Annotated in this window: 16 protein-coding genes; 7 read left to right on the top strand and 9 right to left on the bottom strand. The window is 68.3% G+C overall.

Annotated elements, in window-relative coordinates:
• Nucleotides 1–229 precede the first annotated feature (229 nt).
• Both CES90_RS10975 and CES90_RS10970 read right to left on the bottom strand, forming a co-directional pair.
• Nucleotides 230–1372, bottom strand: a complete 1143-nt coding sequence (locus CES90_RS10975) for a C40 family peptidase (protein WP_189784555.1) — start codon at nt 1370–1372, stop codon at nt 230–232.
• 264 nt (nt 1373–1636) lie between these two features.
• Nucleotides 1637–2434 carry a class I SAM-dependent methyltransferase gene (locus CES90_RS10970; RefSeq protein WP_189784556.1) on the bottom strand — a complete coding sequence of 266 codons (798 nt, stop codon included), beginning with the start codon at nt 2432–2434 and terminating at the stop codon, nt 1637–1639.
• Nucleotides 2435–2695: 261 nt separating this feature from the next.
• Between CES90_RS10970 and mshA the strand changes: the two genes are divergently transcribed.
• On the top strand, nt 2696–4036 hold the full coding sequence (gene mshA / locus CES90_RS10965) for a D-inositol-3-phosphate glycosyltransferase (protein ID WP_189784557.1): 1341 nt from the start codon (nt 2696–2698) through the stop codon (nt 4034–4036).
• 39 nt (nt 4037–4075) lie between these two features.
• Complete coding sequence (locus CES90_RS10960; protein ID WP_189784558.1) at nt 4076–4606, top strand: type III secretion system chaperone family protein; 531 nt, start codon at nt 4076–4078, stop codon at nt 4604–4606.
• On the opposite strand, the gene CES90_RS10955 is transcribed toward CES90_RS10960, so the two are convergent.
• A complete protein-coding gene (locus tag CES90_RS10955; protein WP_189784620.1) occupies nt 4536–5384 on the bottom strand; it encodes an AraC family transcriptional regulator in 849 nt (282 codons plus the stop codon). The genes CES90_RS10960 and CES90_RS10955 overlap by 71 nt on opposite strands.
• A 55-nt stretch (nt 5385–5439) precedes the next feature.
• On the opposite strand from CES90_RS10955, the gene CES90_RS10950 reads away from it, so the two are divergent.
• Together CES90_RS10950 and CES90_RS10945 are read left to right on the top strand one after the other, a co-directional pair.
• Nucleotides 5440–5889 (top strand): DUF2000 domain-containing protein, encoded by a 450-nt coding sequence (locus CES90_RS10950; RefSeq protein ID WP_189784559.1) that lies wholly within the window; start codon nt 5440–5442, stop codon nt 5887–5889.
• A 210-nt stretch (nt 5890–6099) separates the two neighbouring features.
• Complete coding sequence (locus CES90_RS10945) at nt 6100–6345, top strand: hypothetical protein (RefSeq protein WP_189784560.1); 246 nt, start codon at nt 6100–6102, stop codon at nt 6343–6345.
• A 126-nt stretch (nt 6346–6471) separates the two neighbouring features.
• Here CES90_RS10945 and CES90_RS10940 read toward each other — a convergent pair whose 3' ends face one another.
• From CES90_RS10940 to CES90_RS10925, 4 genes are all read right to left on the bottom strand, one after another.
• Complete coding sequence (locus CES90_RS10940; protein ID WP_189784561.1) at nt 6472–7275, bottom strand: aminoglycoside phosphotransferase; 804 nt, start codon at nt 7273–7275, stop codon at nt 6472–6474.
• Nucleotides 7276–7362: 87 nt separating this feature from the next.
• Nucleotides 7363–7587, bottom strand: coding sequence for a hypothetical protein (locus CES90_RS10935; RefSeq protein ID WP_189784562.1), 225 nt, complete (start codon nt 7585–7587; stop codon nt 7363–7365).
• Between the two features lie 3 nt (nt 7588–7590).
• On the bottom strand, nt 7591–8736 hold the full coding sequence (locus CES90_RS10930; RefSeq protein ID WP_189784563.1) for a radical SAM protein: 1146 nt from the start codon (nt 8734–8736) through the stop codon (nt 7591–7593).
• Complete coding sequence (locus CES90_RS10925) at nt 8724–9065, bottom strand: hypothetical protein (protein ID WP_189784564.1); 342 nt, start codon at nt 9063–9065, stop codon at nt 8724–8726. The genes CES90_RS10930 and CES90_RS10925 overlap by 13 nt, the downstream gene beginning before the upstream one ends.
• 486 nt (nt 9066–9551) lie before the next feature.
• On the opposite strand from CES90_RS10925, the gene CES90_RS10920 reads away from it, so the two are divergent.
• Nucleotides 9552–9872, top strand: coding sequence for a putative quinol monooxygenase (locus CES90_RS10920; RefSeq protein WP_189784565.1), 321 nt, complete (start codon nt 9552–9554; stop codon nt 9870–9872).
• Nucleotides 9869–11113, top strand: coding sequence for a helix-turn-helix domain-containing protein (locus tag CES90_RS10915; protein WP_189784566.1), 1245 nt, complete (start codon nt 9869–9871; stop codon nt 11111–11113). Before CES90_RS10920 ends, CES90_RS10915 begins: the two co-directional genes overlap by 4 nt.
• A gap of 58 nt (nt 11114–11171) precedes the next feature.
• On the opposite strand, the gene CES90_RS10910 is transcribed toward CES90_RS10915, so the two are convergent.
• A complete protein-coding gene (locus tag CES90_RS10910) occupies nt 11172–12449 on the bottom strand; it encodes an MDR family MFS transporter (RefSeq protein WP_189784567.1) in 1278 nt (425 codons plus the stop codon).
• Between the two features lie 218 nt (nt 12450–12667).
• Between CES90_RS10910 and CES90_RS10905 the strand changes: the two genes are divergently transcribed.
• Nucleotides 12668–13429, top strand: a complete 762-nt coding sequence (locus CES90_RS10905) for a phosphoglyceromutase (RefSeq protein ID WP_189784568.1) — start codon at nt 12668–12670, stop codon at nt 13427–13429.
• Between the two features lie 57 nt (nt 13430–13486).
• On the opposite strand, the gene CES90_RS10900 is transcribed toward CES90_RS10905, so the two are convergent.
• Nucleotides 13487–13843: a cytotoxic translational repressor of toxin-antitoxin stability system gene (locus CES90_RS10900; protein ID WP_229913998.1), complete on the bottom strand. Its 357-nt coding sequence runs from the start codon at nt 13841–13843 to the stop codon at nt 13487–13489.
• Between the last annotated feature and the right edge of the window lie 528 nt (nt 13844–14371).

Here is a 14371-nt window from a genome sequence, read left to right as displayed (position 1 = left end):
CCCATTCGGTACCGCATTTGGACATGGCAGGGCTTTCTCTTGAGATGACGAATCTCACGCGGCCGGGGTTGAGCCGAGCGGGGAAGGTGGTGAGAGTCACGTGGGGTGGGTCACGCGGGGGTGGTGGGGCTGGTCGTCCCATGCGGCGGAGCCGCAGATTGACACAGCCCCGCGCCCCTGAAGGGGTGTGCAAACCCTCACCAACCCGCCGCCAAGCGGCAACTCGCGCTCACGCGTCCGGTCGTACCACCCCGAGGATCGGCATGGAACCCGCGCCCGCGATCGTGACCGTACGCCCGGGGCGAGGTGCGTGGATGATGGCGCCGTCGCCTATGTACATGGCCACGTGGCTGGCGTCGGAGTTGTAGATGATGAGGTCTCCGGGGCGCATGTCCTGGACGTCGATGTGCTGGAGCTGCTTCCACTGCTCCTGGGAGGTGCGGGGGATGGTGACACCGGCGGCGATCCAGGCCTGGCTGGTGAGGCCGGAGCAGTCGTAGGTCTCGGGGCCCTCGGCGCCCCATTCGTACAGCTTGCCCATCTGGTCCGTCGCGAACTTCACTGCCTTCTTGCCCTGCTCGGACGCCTTGCCGTCGATCTCGTCGAGGATGCCGGAGTTCAGCCATGCGGCCTGTGACTCCTGCGCGGCGTCCTCCTCCAGCTGAGCCAGCCGCTCCCGCTCGTCGTCCTCCAGCTCGGCTTCCAGCTTCTCGGCGGCGGCGATCTGCTTCTTGACCTTCTTCTTGGCCGTCTCCTTGGCCTTGCGGTTGGCCTCCAGCTTCTCCCAGCGCGCGGAGGCGTCCTTGGAGTACTGCTCCAGATCCTCCTGGGTCTGTCGCATCTCGGCCAGCAGACCCTTGGTCGCCAACTGCCCCTGACGCAGCAGGTCCGCGCCCTCCAGGAAGTCCTGCGGGTTCTCACTCAGCCACAGCTGCACCTCGGGCGGCAGGCCGCCGCCGCGGTACTGGGCCCGGGCCGCGGCGCCGATCAGGTCCTGCAACTTGTCCAGCTTCTCCTGGCCCTTGACGATCTCCTGGGCCAAGTCGACTATCTCGGCGGACTGTTTGTCGGCCTTCTCCTCGGCCGCGTTGTACGCGTCCGTGGCGACCGCCGCGTCGTGGTAGAGGCCCTCCAGCTTCTTGCGTACGGCCTCCAACTCCTCGTTCGTCACGGGGCCGTTCGTCGCGTCCGTACCGGAAGCCGAGCCCGTACCGGACGGGGACGGCGTCGGAGTCGGAGTCGGGGTCGGCGTGGGCGTCGGACTGGTTGGTTGCGACTGGCTCGCGTACGCCGTGACAGGTGCGCCCAGCACGGTCATCGCGCAGACCACCGCCACGGCCGCCATGGTCAGGCTCCGCTTGCCGGCTCCCATAGCCCTTGCCCCCAAACCCCGCACTCGACAACTCGACAACTCGACAGAACTGATTAACCGTCAGTAACCTCTGACGTCTGGGTGATCGTGCCATGTAGTCGCGCAATGCGACAGAGGTGGGCAAGAACTCCCTTCCCTCTGTTCCCTCCCGCATGACAGTGTCCCCGCCTGTGTGACGAACGGCTCAAGGGGATCGTTCCCGTGCGTCACGATAAAGTAGCGGTGCGTAATCAACGCCCCGTGTGCGCCGGGGCGCCGCCGTACTCACCGCCGAGGCGCCAACGACTCCCACTCCACCGTGACTTCACCTTGCCGCCAGCGTGTGACCCCGTCCCGTACCGGCCAATCGACGCTCAGATCGCGGACGGTGCGGATCCAGCGCTGGCGGGCGCCGTACGAGGCGTACGGCGCGGCGGCGGCCCAGGCGCGGTCGAAGTCGCGGAGGAAGGCGTGCACCGGCTCGCCGGGGATGTTGCGGTGGATGAGCGCCTTCGGGAGGCGTTCGGCGAGGTCGGAGGGGCGTTCCAGGGAGCCGAGCCGGGTGGCGAAGGTGATCGTGCGGGGGCCCTCCGGGCCGAGGGCGACCCAGACGTGGCGGCGGCCGATCTCGTCGCAGGTGCCCTCGACGAGGAGGCCGCCGGAGGTGTGGGGTGTGGCCGGTTGGAGGCGAGCGCACAGTCGTTGCCAGACGGCGGTGACCTCTTCCTCGTCGTACTGGCGCAGGACGTTCGCCGCGCGGATGAGGGCCGGGCGGCCCGGGACCGGTACCTCGAAGCCGCCGTGCCGGAAGGTCAGGCCCTCGCACTCGTAGGGTTTCGCCGCCGCGACCCTGGCCGGGTCGATCTCGACGCCGATCACCTGGGTGCGGGGCGCTGTCGCGCGGAGGCGGTGGAGGAGTTCGAGCGCCGTCCAGGGGGCGGCGCCGTAGCCGAGGTCCACGGCGAGGGGGGCGGGGGTCCGGCGGAGTTCGGGGCCGTGGCTGGCGGCGATCCAGCGGTCCATGCGGCGGAGGCGGTTGGGGTTGGTGGTGCCGCGCGTCACGGTGCCGACGGGTTTGGCCATGGGGTGAGCGTATGCGGGCCGGGGATCGTCGGTCGCCCTCGGTTCGTGTGGGCGTCTTCCGGGGCTCCGCCCCAGGCCCCGCCTCAGGCCCCGCCTTGAGCGCCTCCTCACCCTCGAGGCGCTCGAACAGTTGAGCGAGTCTCGGTAATGATTCTGCAAAGAGGAAATGGAATTGGACCCTCCGATGTTCTGGGTCCCCGGAGGGCGGTTCGGCGCCCTCCGGACGGCATGCCCGGATACCCGGCCAAGGAGGAACGCCACGTGAGCCACTACGTCAGCAGGCTCGGGCGACGCTCTACGACCGCCGCGTCACGGTTGAGGTTGCACCGAAAACCCCGGCGGGTGGCGATGCTGTCCGTGCATACGTCACCGCTGCATCAGCCTGGTACGGGTGATGCGGGCGGCATGAACGTATACATCGTGGAGCTGGCGCAGCGCCTGGCCGCGATCAACATCGAGGTGGAGATCTTCACGCGGGCCACGACGGCCGCCCTCCCCCCGACCGTCGAACTGGCCCCAGGCGTCCTGGTCCGGCACGTCGACGCGGGCCCCTACGAAGGCCTCGCCAAGGAGGACCTGCCGGCCCAGCTGTGCGCCTTCACACACGGGGTGATGCAGGCCTGGGCGGGCCACCGCCCCGGCTACTACGACCTGGTCCACTCGCACTACTGGCTCTCCGGCCACGTCGGCTGGCTCGCCGCCGAACGCTGGGGCGTGCCCCTGGTGCACGCGATGCACACCATGGCGAAGGTCAAGAACGCGGCGCTGGCCGCCGGCGACACCCCCGAACCCGCCGCCCGGGTCATTGGCGAGACCCAGGTCGTACGCGCCGCCGACCGCCTCATAGCCAACACGGCCGATGAGGCCGACGAACTCGTACGCCACTACGAGGCCGACCGGGCCAAGGTCGCCGTCGTCCACCCGGGCGTCAACCTCGACCGCTTCCGCCCCGCCGACGGCCGCGCCGCCGCCCGCGCCCGGCTCGGGCTCCCGCAGGACGCCCTGATCCCCCTCTTCGCCGGCCGTATCCAGCCCCTCAAGGCCCCGGACGTCCTCCTCCGGGCCGTGGCCGTCCTCCTCGACGAGCGCCCCGAGCTGCGGTCGAGGATCGTCGTGCCCGTGGTCGGCGGGCCGAGCGGCAGCGGGCTCGCGAAGCCGGAGGGGCTGCAGAAGCTGGCGGCCCGTCTCGGTGTCGCCGATGTCGTGTGCTTTCGGCCGCCGGTCGGTCAGGAGCAGCTCGCGGACTGGTTCCGGGCGGCGTCCGTGCTGGTCATGCCGTCGTACAGCGAGTCGTTCGGGCTCGTCGCCATCGAGGCGCAGGCGACCGGTACGCCGGTGCTGGCGGCCTCGGTCGGCGGTCTCCCCGTCGCCGTACGCGACGGACACACAGGCTTCCTGATCCAGGGCCACGATCCCGTCGCGTACGCGCGCGTGCTGCGCGATTTCGCCGACGACCCCGGTCTGCCCGCCCGTATGGGCGCCGCCGCCGCCCACCACGCCGAGTCCTTCGGCTGGGACACGGCCGCCCAGGCCACCGCCGACGTCTATACGGCCGCCACGCACGACCACCGCCGCCACGGCCTGCGCGCCCACCACGGCTGAGCCGACGCCGTGCGCCTACCGGCGGGTAGGCTCGCCCTCATGGCTGACCCGACGTCGATCATCGAGCAGGTCCTCACCGAGGCCGAACTGGAGTGGGAGAGCCCGGACCCCGGCACGTACGTCGTCAAACTCCCCGGCACCCGCAAACTCTCGACGACCGTGTCGCTGATCGTCGGCAAGCACTCCCTGTCCCTCAACGCCTTCGTCATCCGCCACCCCGACGAGAACGAGGCGGGCGTCCACCGCTGGCTCCTGGAACGCAACCTCAAGCTCTACGGCGTGAGTTACGCCGTCGACCCGCTCGGCGACGTCTACGTCACCGCCAAGCTGCCCCTGTCCGCCGTCACCCCCGACGAGATCGACCGCCTCCTGGGCCAGGTCCTGGAAGCGGCGGACGGTTCCTTCAACACCCTCCTGGAACTGGGCTTCGCGACCGCCATCCGCAAGGAGTACGCCTGGCGAGTCTCCCGCGGCGAGTCGACCCGCAACCTGGACGCCTTCACCCACCTGACCCGCGACCCGGGCGACCCCGCTGGAAGTGACCAGGGGCAACCCCCACCCGCCGCCTGAAGTGCCGAGTCAGATGCGACTGGTCGTAGAACCCGGCGGCCACGGCCACCTCACCCGGCGGCATCCCCTCCAACAGCAAACGCCGGGCCCGCTCCACCCGCCGGGACATCAGATACTGATGCGGGGCGATCCCAAAGGCCGCCCCGAACGCCCGTACGAGATGGGCGGGATGCGCGTGCACCATCCCCGCCGCCTCCTCCAACGTCACCCCGTCCGCGACCCGCTCGTCGAGCAACTCCCGCAGCCGACGGGCGAGCGTATGACCGTCGGGTCCAGGCCTCCCGCGCACCTGCCGCGGCCGCAAATGCCCCCGGAGCCGCTCCCCGACGAGCGCCAGCCGGCTCTCCGCCTCCAACTCGCCCCCGGGCCGGGCGAGCGCCGCGTGCAACTGCCCCACCCGCAGCCGCAGCAGCGGATCGCGGACGTCCGGATCGTCGACCGCGGCCCCGATCAGCCCCTCGTCGAGCGCACCCGCCGCCGCACCCGGATCCAGATATAGAACACGCTTGCGAAACCCCTCCTCCGTGGCCGGCGCCCCGTTGTGCGGCACATGCGGCGGCAGCAACGACACGGTGTCGTGCGGCGTCCCATGCTCATGCCGGTCCAACTCGTACCGCACGGCCCCGTGGTCGACGATCAGCAGCGTCCAGGCGTCGTGGACGTGCATCGGGTACGCGTACTCGGTGTAATGCGCGTGGAAGACCTCGACGACCCCTGGCACGCGAGGCCGCCAGGCGGAGACGTCACGCCGAGGGGACTCGGACCGCTGCGGACCCATGCCCATGCAAAGAACGTACAAGACGGCCGGGTACGCCCCTCGGCACTCTCGACTCATGAGCAGCGAAACCCCGGTTGACCAGGCCACCGCCCCCATGCGCTTCGACACCAAGATCGCCGTCCTCCTCCGCGACGACCTCGAACCCTGGCAACGCCTCAACGTCACCTCCTTCCTCGTCAGCGGCCTGGGTTCCGCCGTCCCCGAGGTGATCGGCGCCCCGTACGAGGACGCCGACGGCACCCCGTACCTCCCGATGTTCCGCCAGCCGGTACTCGTCTTCGAGGCCACGAAGGAGCTACTGAGGTCCGCGCACGGGCGGGCACTGTCCTGTGCCCTTCCCCGAGCCGTGTTCACGTCCGACCTCTTCAGCACGGGCAACGACAGGGACAACCGGGCAGCCGTACGGGCGGTCCGGGCGGGCGAACTGGACCTGGTGGGGCTGGCGGCCTACGGGCCGCGCAACGGGGTGGACAAGGTGGTGAAGGGGGCGCGGATGCATCCATGAACTTGGCCGTACGTGACACGCAGTCTTGCGAGGCGATTTGAGTAACCACTCGGCCCATTCGTCGCCAAGGGGGCTACCCTGTAGGGGGCTTAGAAACGAGGTACATCGACCGGAAGCTTTACCAAGATGTTACTTCGATCAGTCTCGGGAGGCTCGGACGGAGCGTTAGCACTTCCACTCGTCGATTCAGCACGAGTCACGGGAGTCAACGTGCCCAAAAACGCCCCCGACCAGCGCGAAGGGCAGAACAGTCAGCAGGCCCAAGAGAAGCGACGGCGCCGCAAGCTGTATGCCTTGATCGCCGTTCTCTGTTCACTGGTTGTCGGACTCGTCGCCGCCTTCTTCGCGCACACGGCCGGTCATCAGACGCTGTACGCCTCTGTTGTGGTCGGTGCTGGGGCACTGATGATCACCCTTCCGGTGATCATCCTCGTGCTGACCTTCATCGAGCCTTGAACCTGCGATCACTGTTACGTATACGAGCACGCCTGTGCCACGACGTCGTCGGCGTCGTGGCAGGAGACCGGCCGACTGCCTACGCGAAGTACCCGAGGGCATTGTGTGGCATCCACCTTGGGCCGGCTACGACGTTTGCCCGCGCCAGTAGGTCACCCAGTCATGGGCGAGCCGCCCCATGTGCTTCTTCCAGTCTTGCGGGTCGTTGCGGGCGATCTCGTCCCAGCAGCGGGCGTTCGCCTCGGCGAAGGCGGCGACGGACGCGTGCGAGGCCGCTGCCCATGAAGAGAACTGAGCGCGGGCCCATGCGTCTGCGGCCGACGCGGTGTGTCCGGCTTCCATGAGTCGCAGGATGAGCACGGCGGGGTCGATCCATGCTGCGCCGCGGGTGGGCCATGCCCAGTCGATCAGATGGGCACGGTCGGTCACGAGCAGGTTGTGTGGGGCGAGGTCGGTGTGCAGCAGCCTGTTACCGGCGAGCTGCTCGACGCCGGCGGGGTCTGCGTAGCCGCTCCATCGGTCCTCGGCGCGCTTGAGGTCGATATCAGGGCAGGGGGTGTTCTGGAGCTCGACCACGGCGTCGGCGACGAGCGGAAGGTCACGGGAGTCGGGTGCGTAGTCGGCGTGGTGTCCGACGATGCGCTCGTATCCGATCAGGTCCCATCCGGAGGCTTGCACGTGCCAGAGCAGCTGTGGGCACGAGGGCGGTAGATAAGGGTTGATCGCGGCCTCGCGCCGCTGCATGCGGGCCTGACCGATCGGCGTGCCTTTGACAAAGAGCACCGAATCGGCGGTGTGGACGGTGGCGGCGATACCGGAGTTCGCCCCGGCTGCTGCTGTCTCGGCGCGCAGAACGGGGCCGATCTGCTCCTCGGCGGCGCGGCGGGCGCCGAGGGGTAGGTCGTCCCAGTGGATACGGTCTACCGGCATGTGGGGTTCCTGAAGGTGGACGGACGAGCCGCCCCGACCCTATGACGGGTGAGGGCGGCTCGGTGGTACGTGTCAGGCCTAGAACGCCTAGTACGGCTGGTCGTCGTCGGCCTGGCACGAGCAGCCGAGGCTCTCGGAGAATGTGCCGATCTCCGTCGTGATACGGATCTCGTCGTCGGCGATCGGGCGGGACGTGATCGCGACCGGGAGCGGCCCCGGGGTGGTCGGCCGGGGGGTGATCGCGACGAGGACGGGCCCGGGGGAAGCAGGCGCGGTCTGTTCCATGGTGCGGGGCTCAGTGGCGGTTGCCATGGGTCACCTCACTGGTTCGGGGTCGGGATGCCGGCAGTACATGTTTCGTGGTGCCTTCGCCTCCTGGTAGAGCTTTGCCATGGGGCGGCAGGTGGTGCAGCCGCCCGGGTTGCCGTCGGCATCTTTTTGGCCGAACGCGCAGCCGGCACAGCCACCGGTGCGAAGTTGTAGGCCGTCGGCGATCCCGCCGAGGCGTTTGAGTCCCTCGATGCCTTCCTGCATCAGCGGGATGTGTGGATCGCGGCCGATCTTGCATATGGACGCGTGGCCGAACGGGTCGGCGTGGAAGAAGGTATGTCCGGCGTTGCAGCCGGTGAACGGCTTCCGCTTGCGGAGGTACTTGGTTGCCTGCTCCGGGATGGGGGCCGAGTCGCCTTGGATGGTGGGCGACATGTTGGTGAACACGAACACTTGGCCGTACTGCTCGGCGAGGCTCTCCATCGTGGCGAACTCGTCAGCGTTGTCCTTCGTGATGACGATGTTCAACTGCGAGCGGAGGCCGGCCTCGCGGGCGGCGTCGAGACCGCGGATGAAGCGGTCGAACGCGCCACGGTTGCGGGTGAAACCGTCGTACGTCTCCGCGGTCGCGCCGTAGACGCTCAGGGACAGGTGATGCGGAGGCCGACCGGCGAGCGTCTCCAGGATCTTCGGCTTGTGGAGCTGTGATCCGTTGGTGGAGATGGTCAGCATGATGCCGAGGTCGTAGGCGTACGCATACGCCTCGGGGAACTCCCGGTCGATCAGCGGTTCGCCGCCCGTGATCTGAAGCCAGAGCACGCCGGCGTCGCGCATGATGTCGAGCAGCCGGACCTTGTCGTCCCATGGCATGCCCTCGAAACGCTTCAACCCGAGGTAGCAGTGCGGACAGTCGTAGTCACAGCCCTTGTTGATCTCGTACGACGCGCGGGCCATGCCGTACGGCGAGGGGGCGCGCACGAGGACCGTGTCGCGCAGGGGCCGATCCGAGGGGAGATCGAGGCGCCACGCCTGACGGGCGGCATCGACGAGCCACTGCGGTGAGTCGTCGCCGGTGCTCGCTGCCTTGCTGAGTTCGAGGTACCGAGCGAGCGGGATTTGTACGCCGGCGTCGTGGCCGGGGTGTAAGACGAGGCACTCGTCGAGGAACGGACTTGCGATCAGTTCGTGCATGCCGGACCTCCTGCGTCCTTCGGGAGCAGCAGCCGCGCGCCACGACTTTCGGCGACGCGGAGGACGTCTCGTAGGGATTCGGTCAACCTGGCGGAGAGGTACCGGAGTTCGACAGAGCCGGTCGTCGGGTCGTCGATCAGCTGCTTGGCGTGGCCCAGTAGTTCATTGCCCATGCCGAACTGAACGGACTCCATGTTGTCGGCGAGCCGGGAGACGTAGCCGCCCTCGTTCGCATCGGTGAGGAGGTAGCAGGGTTTGCCTTCGATGCCGGACCAGGGAAGGAGGCGGGCTGTTCCGGCCGGAGGGTTCGTCTCATCCGTGGGGTTCACTACGCGGCCACCTCCACGACGCGGACATAAGGCCGTACGAGAGGGGAGTCCTCGCCTCGGATCCGGTGCTCATGCTGGTGGGGAGTGTGCACTTCTGCATGCGTTGTCGTGGCGATCGAGAGGGATCGGCCACCCACTGGGCGACGAACCGCGCGATGTCGACCGCGTGGGGGCAACAGCAGTCTCAAGAGCAACGTGCAGAGGACCGCGTCGAGGAGGGCGATACAGTGCGCCATGTCTACCTGCTTCGTTCAGGTGGGCCATGCCCCCGGGCCGCTCGCAGTGCGGTTGCGGGGGTCTGTCATGTCGTGGCGGGCCGAACGGCTGGGCAGGACGGCACGCCAACTTCCTTGCGCCGCCGTATAGATCACGCTTCGTAGCGACGCGATTGCAGCATACTCGCAGAATCTCTGCGAATGAAGATAAACTGCGACTCGCAGTCGAGTCGCACACCTGACAGACTCGGCGAGACTGGAGGGAGTGCTCATGAGCGAACGTTTCGGGCTGGTCGTGCGCTTCACGTTGAGCGATCAAGCTGCGGCAACTGCCTTTGACAAGTTGGCTGCTGACACCTTGAAGGGGATCAAGGCGCAGGAGCCGGGCACGCTGGCGTACGTCACGCACATTCCTGAGGATCAGCCGCTGATCCGTGTCTTCTATGAGCTGTACGAGGACCGCGCCGCGTTCGAGGTGCACGAGGCGCAGCCGCACACCAAGAGGTTCCTCGATGAGCGCGAGCAGTATCTGACCGATGTCGAAGTGACGTTCCTCAATGCGCTGGCCGGGAAGGTAGTGGGACAGCCGTGACCTCGGAGGGGCGTCGGGCTTTCGGCGCACGAGTGGCCGAACTGCGCAGACAGCGCGACCTCACCCAGAACGAGTTGGCCGCGGCGATCGGGCGGACGGCGAGCTGGGTGTCGCAGGTCGAACGTGGTATCCAGCCGGTGAACCGTCTGGATGTCCTACGACTGCTCGCCGATGGTCTCGGCGTCCCTCTGTACGTCCTCCAGCCCGAAGCTCCCGAAGCAGTCGGCCCCAGTGCCGGAGCTGAGGATGACACCGCGCCGAACGACCTCGACCAGGCACGGCTGGTGATCTCGGGCCACCCTGCACTCGACGTCATTCTTGAGCCCCGGGAGGACTTCCGGACCGACGCGGTCGCCGAGCTGCGCGAGGAGGTAGAACGGGTCTGGGCTCTGACTCATGGCGACCAATTCGCCGACCTGAGCAGGACGTTGGGGGTGTTGCTGCCACGGCTGGAACGCGCTGCCCGGACCGCCCCTGACGCTTTCCAGCCTGAGATGTACCGGCTGTTGGCCCGCACCTACCAGGCGCTTGCGGCGGCGTTCGTGCGCCAGGACGAGGCAGACGCCGCCTGGCTGGCGGCGGACCGGGCGATCCGTTCAGCGGAACTCGCCGGTGACCGCCTCGGGGTCTTTGTCGGTGTCTTCCGGCTGATTCACGCCTTCGTACGGCTCCAGCGCCTGGACCAAGCCGAGCACGCGGCCGCCGCAGCGCTCAACACCCTCGCCAGACACGCCGAAGCCGAATCGACCGCTCCGGAGGAACTCTCGGTCGTCGGTTCGCTCCACCTTGCCCTCGCGCTGGTGCATGCGCGTGCGGGTGAACGCGCGGTCGCCCGCGAGCAGCTCGACAAGGCCCGAGCGGTGGCTGCTCGCATCGGAGCCGAGCGCAATGACTTCAATCTGGAGTTCGGCCCTACGAACGTGGAGGTTCAGGCGGTTGCCACCGCCGTTGACCTCGGGGATGCCGGAGAAGCACTCGACATCGCCGAAGGCTTGGACGCCACCGGGTTGTCCGCTGAACGGCAGGCCAGGCTCTTGATGGATCTCGGCCGGGCCCATGTGCAGCGTCGGCAGTTCGGAGACGCGCTGGAGCACTTGCTGAGGGCTGAGACGATCGCGCCCGACCTGGTCCGCAGTCACATCGCTGCTCGTGGCGCGATCCGTGAGCTGATGCTCATGGCAGGGCGGTCGGCTTCACCGGAGTTGCGTGGTCTGGCTGAGCGGTCGGACGCGATGGGGTGATCGGGTTCGTCGCGGTGACGCGTGAGTGGTGGGGTCGGCATGCGCCGCACAGAGGAGGTCAGGCCGTCTGTTCGGGCAGGGGGTCGGGCGTCTGGGCTTCCACCGGCCTCTGTGGGATCTCCTCTCCGTTCTCCTCCACCGGCATCCCCCGCATCAGCACCCAGTACCCGGCTCCCGCCACGGTCCCGATCACCGCGCACAACCCCCACAGCCATTCCGCGCCCCACCGGTCGATGACGACGCCGGACATCACCGGGGCGACCAGCGCGGCGACGGACCAGGACATGGTGTACATGCCCTGGTATCGACCCCGGCCGTGCACCGGCGAAAGACGTACGACGACGCCTGTCTGGGTGGGCGCGTTGATGATCTCGGCGAGGGTCCAGACGCAGACGGTGAGGGCGAAGACACCGAGGGAGCCGGCGAAGGCGGTGAGGCCGAAGCCGTAGCCGGCGAGCACGGACGAGATGACGAGGAGCCGCCCCGGGTCGCGGTGCTCGATGAAACGGGTGACCGGGATCTGCAGCGCGACGATCAGGACGCCGTTGACGGCGATGGCCAGGCCGTAGTCGGCGGGGGTGAAGCCGGCCTCGCCCATCGCGACCGGCAGGCCCACCGCGCCCTGCTGGAAGATGAGGGCGACGAGGAAGGACAGCCCGACGACGCCCATGAAGCGTCCGTCGCGCAACACCGTCCCGAGCCCGACCTCGTCGGCCGCGGCCTTCTCCTCCCGCGTACGTTCCGGCCGGGACTCCGGCAGCTTCAGGAAGATGAGGATCGCGCAGGCCAGGGTCATGCCGGCCTCGATCAGGAAGCCCGCGAGATAACTGACCTCGGCGATGAAGCCGGCGGCCATGGAGGAGACCGCGAAACCGAGGTTGATGGCCCAGTAGTTGAGGGAGAAGGCTCGTACGCGGTCCTCGGGCCGGACGATGTCCGCCATCATCGCCTGCACCGCCGGCCGGGAGGCGTTGCTGGTCGCGCCGACCAGGAAGGCCACGGCGGCGATCGCGACGGGGTCCCGTACGAAGCCGAGCAGCGCGACCGAGGCGGCGGTCGAGGCCTGGGCGACGAGCAGCGTGGGCCGCCGCCCGAGCCGGTCGGTCATCACGCCCGCCACGAGCGAGGAGACGACACCGCCGAGGCCGTGCAGCGAGGCCACGAGCCCGGCGTACGTGGCGGAGTACCCGCGGTCCAGCGTCAGGTAGAGCGCCATGAAGGTGGCGACGAACGCGCCCAGCCGGTTGACGAGCGTGCTGGTCCACAGCCACCAGAACTCGCGGGGCAACCCCGAGACGGACTCCCGGACGGCGCGTCTGGCGGCGACGAGTGGCATAGGGGTCCCCCACGGACGTAAGTGGCTCGGTCGGTCAGCACAACTTACGAACGCGCCCTCGCGCCGGGCCACCCAATTAACAGACACCGTCAACCGTCGGCACGGCTGTTCGCTGCCTATGGCCCACTCTGTCCCCCTCCTATCCCCCTCCTGCCCCCTCCTGTCCGCCTGCTGACCGGGCGTACCGGCGTTCCCGGCCGTCGATTACGCTCGGGGCCATGGCCGACGCACCGTACAAGCTGATCCTCCTCCGCCACGGCGAGAGCGAGTGGAACGAGAAGAACCTGTTCACCGGCTGGGTGGACGTCAACCTCACTCCGAAGGGCGAGAAGGAGGCGACGCGCGGCGGCGAGCTGCTCAAGGACGCCGGCCTGCTCCCGGACGTGCTCCACACCTCTCTCCAGAGGCGCGCCATCCGCACCGCCCAGCTCGCCCTGGAGTCCGCGGACCGCCACTGGATCCCGGTCCACCGCAGCTGGCGCCTGAACGAGCGCCACTACGGCGCCCTCCAGGGCAAGGACAAGGCGCAGACCCTCGCCGAGTTCGGCGAGGAGCAGTTCATGCTGTGGCGTCGCTCGTACGACACCCCGCCGCCGCCGCTCGCGGACGACTCGGAGTTCTCCCAGGCCGCCGACCCGCGCTACGCGACGATCCCGCCGGAGCTGCGCCCCCGTACGGAGTGCCTCAAGGACGTCGTCACCCGCATGCTCCCCTACTGGTACGACGGCATCGTCCCCGACCTCCTCGCCGGCCGCACGGTCCTCGTCGCCGCCCACGGCAACTCCCTCCGCGCCCTCGTCAAGCACCTCGACGGCATCTCCGACGCCGACATCGCGGGCCTGAACATCCCGACGGGCATCCCGCTGTCGTACGAGCTGGACGCCGACTTCAAGCCGCTGAACCCGGGCGGCACGTACCTCGACCCGGAGGCGGCCGCGGCGGCGATCGAGGCGGTCAAGAACCAGGGCAAGAAGAAGTAAGCGTCTACAGATAAGCCCCCTGCCTGCGGTTTCTCCGCTGGGAGGGGGCTTGGGGCATCACACCCCATTCGTCCAGTAGCGTTGCAGGACGGCTACCGCGTCTTCCTTGGTCAGTCCGGACGAGGTCTCCTCCGAGAGACCGACGCGGTGGATCAACAAATAGACCAGATCGGCCGGCAGCGACTCCTTGGGCGTGGACGGGGCTCCCCGGTCAGGGAGCTTCCCATCGATCACGCAGTCCCAGAACTCGCTTTCGGCGGCGATCAACTGGTCGCGAAGGATGTGGCTCCACAACGCGGCCCCACAGACAGTGCGATCGACAGGGTGCGACATACGGGTCCGCAGGATGCGCCCGTCATGCAGCGTCAACTCGTAGGTGACGTGGTGAGTACCGGTACGCCCAGCGTCCCGCACTCGCTCCCACCCCTCGACGACACAGAACCGGTCATGACGCTCACGGTCTGGTTGTGGTCGAGTCACCGCTGAACCCCGACCAGCCAGTCCACCAGCTGACGGTCGTCACTCAGGGCAATCAGCTGAACCAACCCCCAGCTGTCCTGATGGTTGGGCGCTGGCCTCAGCCTCTCCTGCCAGTCGTCCGCCTACTCCCGCAAGGCGTCGACCATCTCGTTTACGGCCTCGTCAAAGGTTGATCCGTCGGCCGCAAGGGGGAGCCCGGGAATGAAGATCGACCATCCGTCCGCCTCCGCAACGACCTCGGCCTTGGACGGACAACCGCAGCGTGGCCACTGGCCCGACGGCGGCGACCTCCCGTAGGACTCGTGGAGTCAGGGTGCATTCCCCCAACTAAGTACGTCATGTACGTCAAGTACTTGGTCACTCGGGGCGTTCGGAGCAGTGCGGGGCGCCCCATGACCGCGTGGTCGGCGCCGAAGGAGTGGCTGAGGGCGGTGAAGGTGCGGCCGGGGAAGAACGCGCCCA

This window comes from Streptomyces capitiformicae (assembly GCF_002214185.1).
In the GTDB taxonomy this organism is placed as follows: Bacteria; Actinomycetota; Actinomycetes; order Streptomycetales; family Streptomycetaceae; genus Streptomyces; species Streptomyces capitiformicae.
This window is presented reverse-complemented; position numbering and strand designations above follow the sequence as displayed.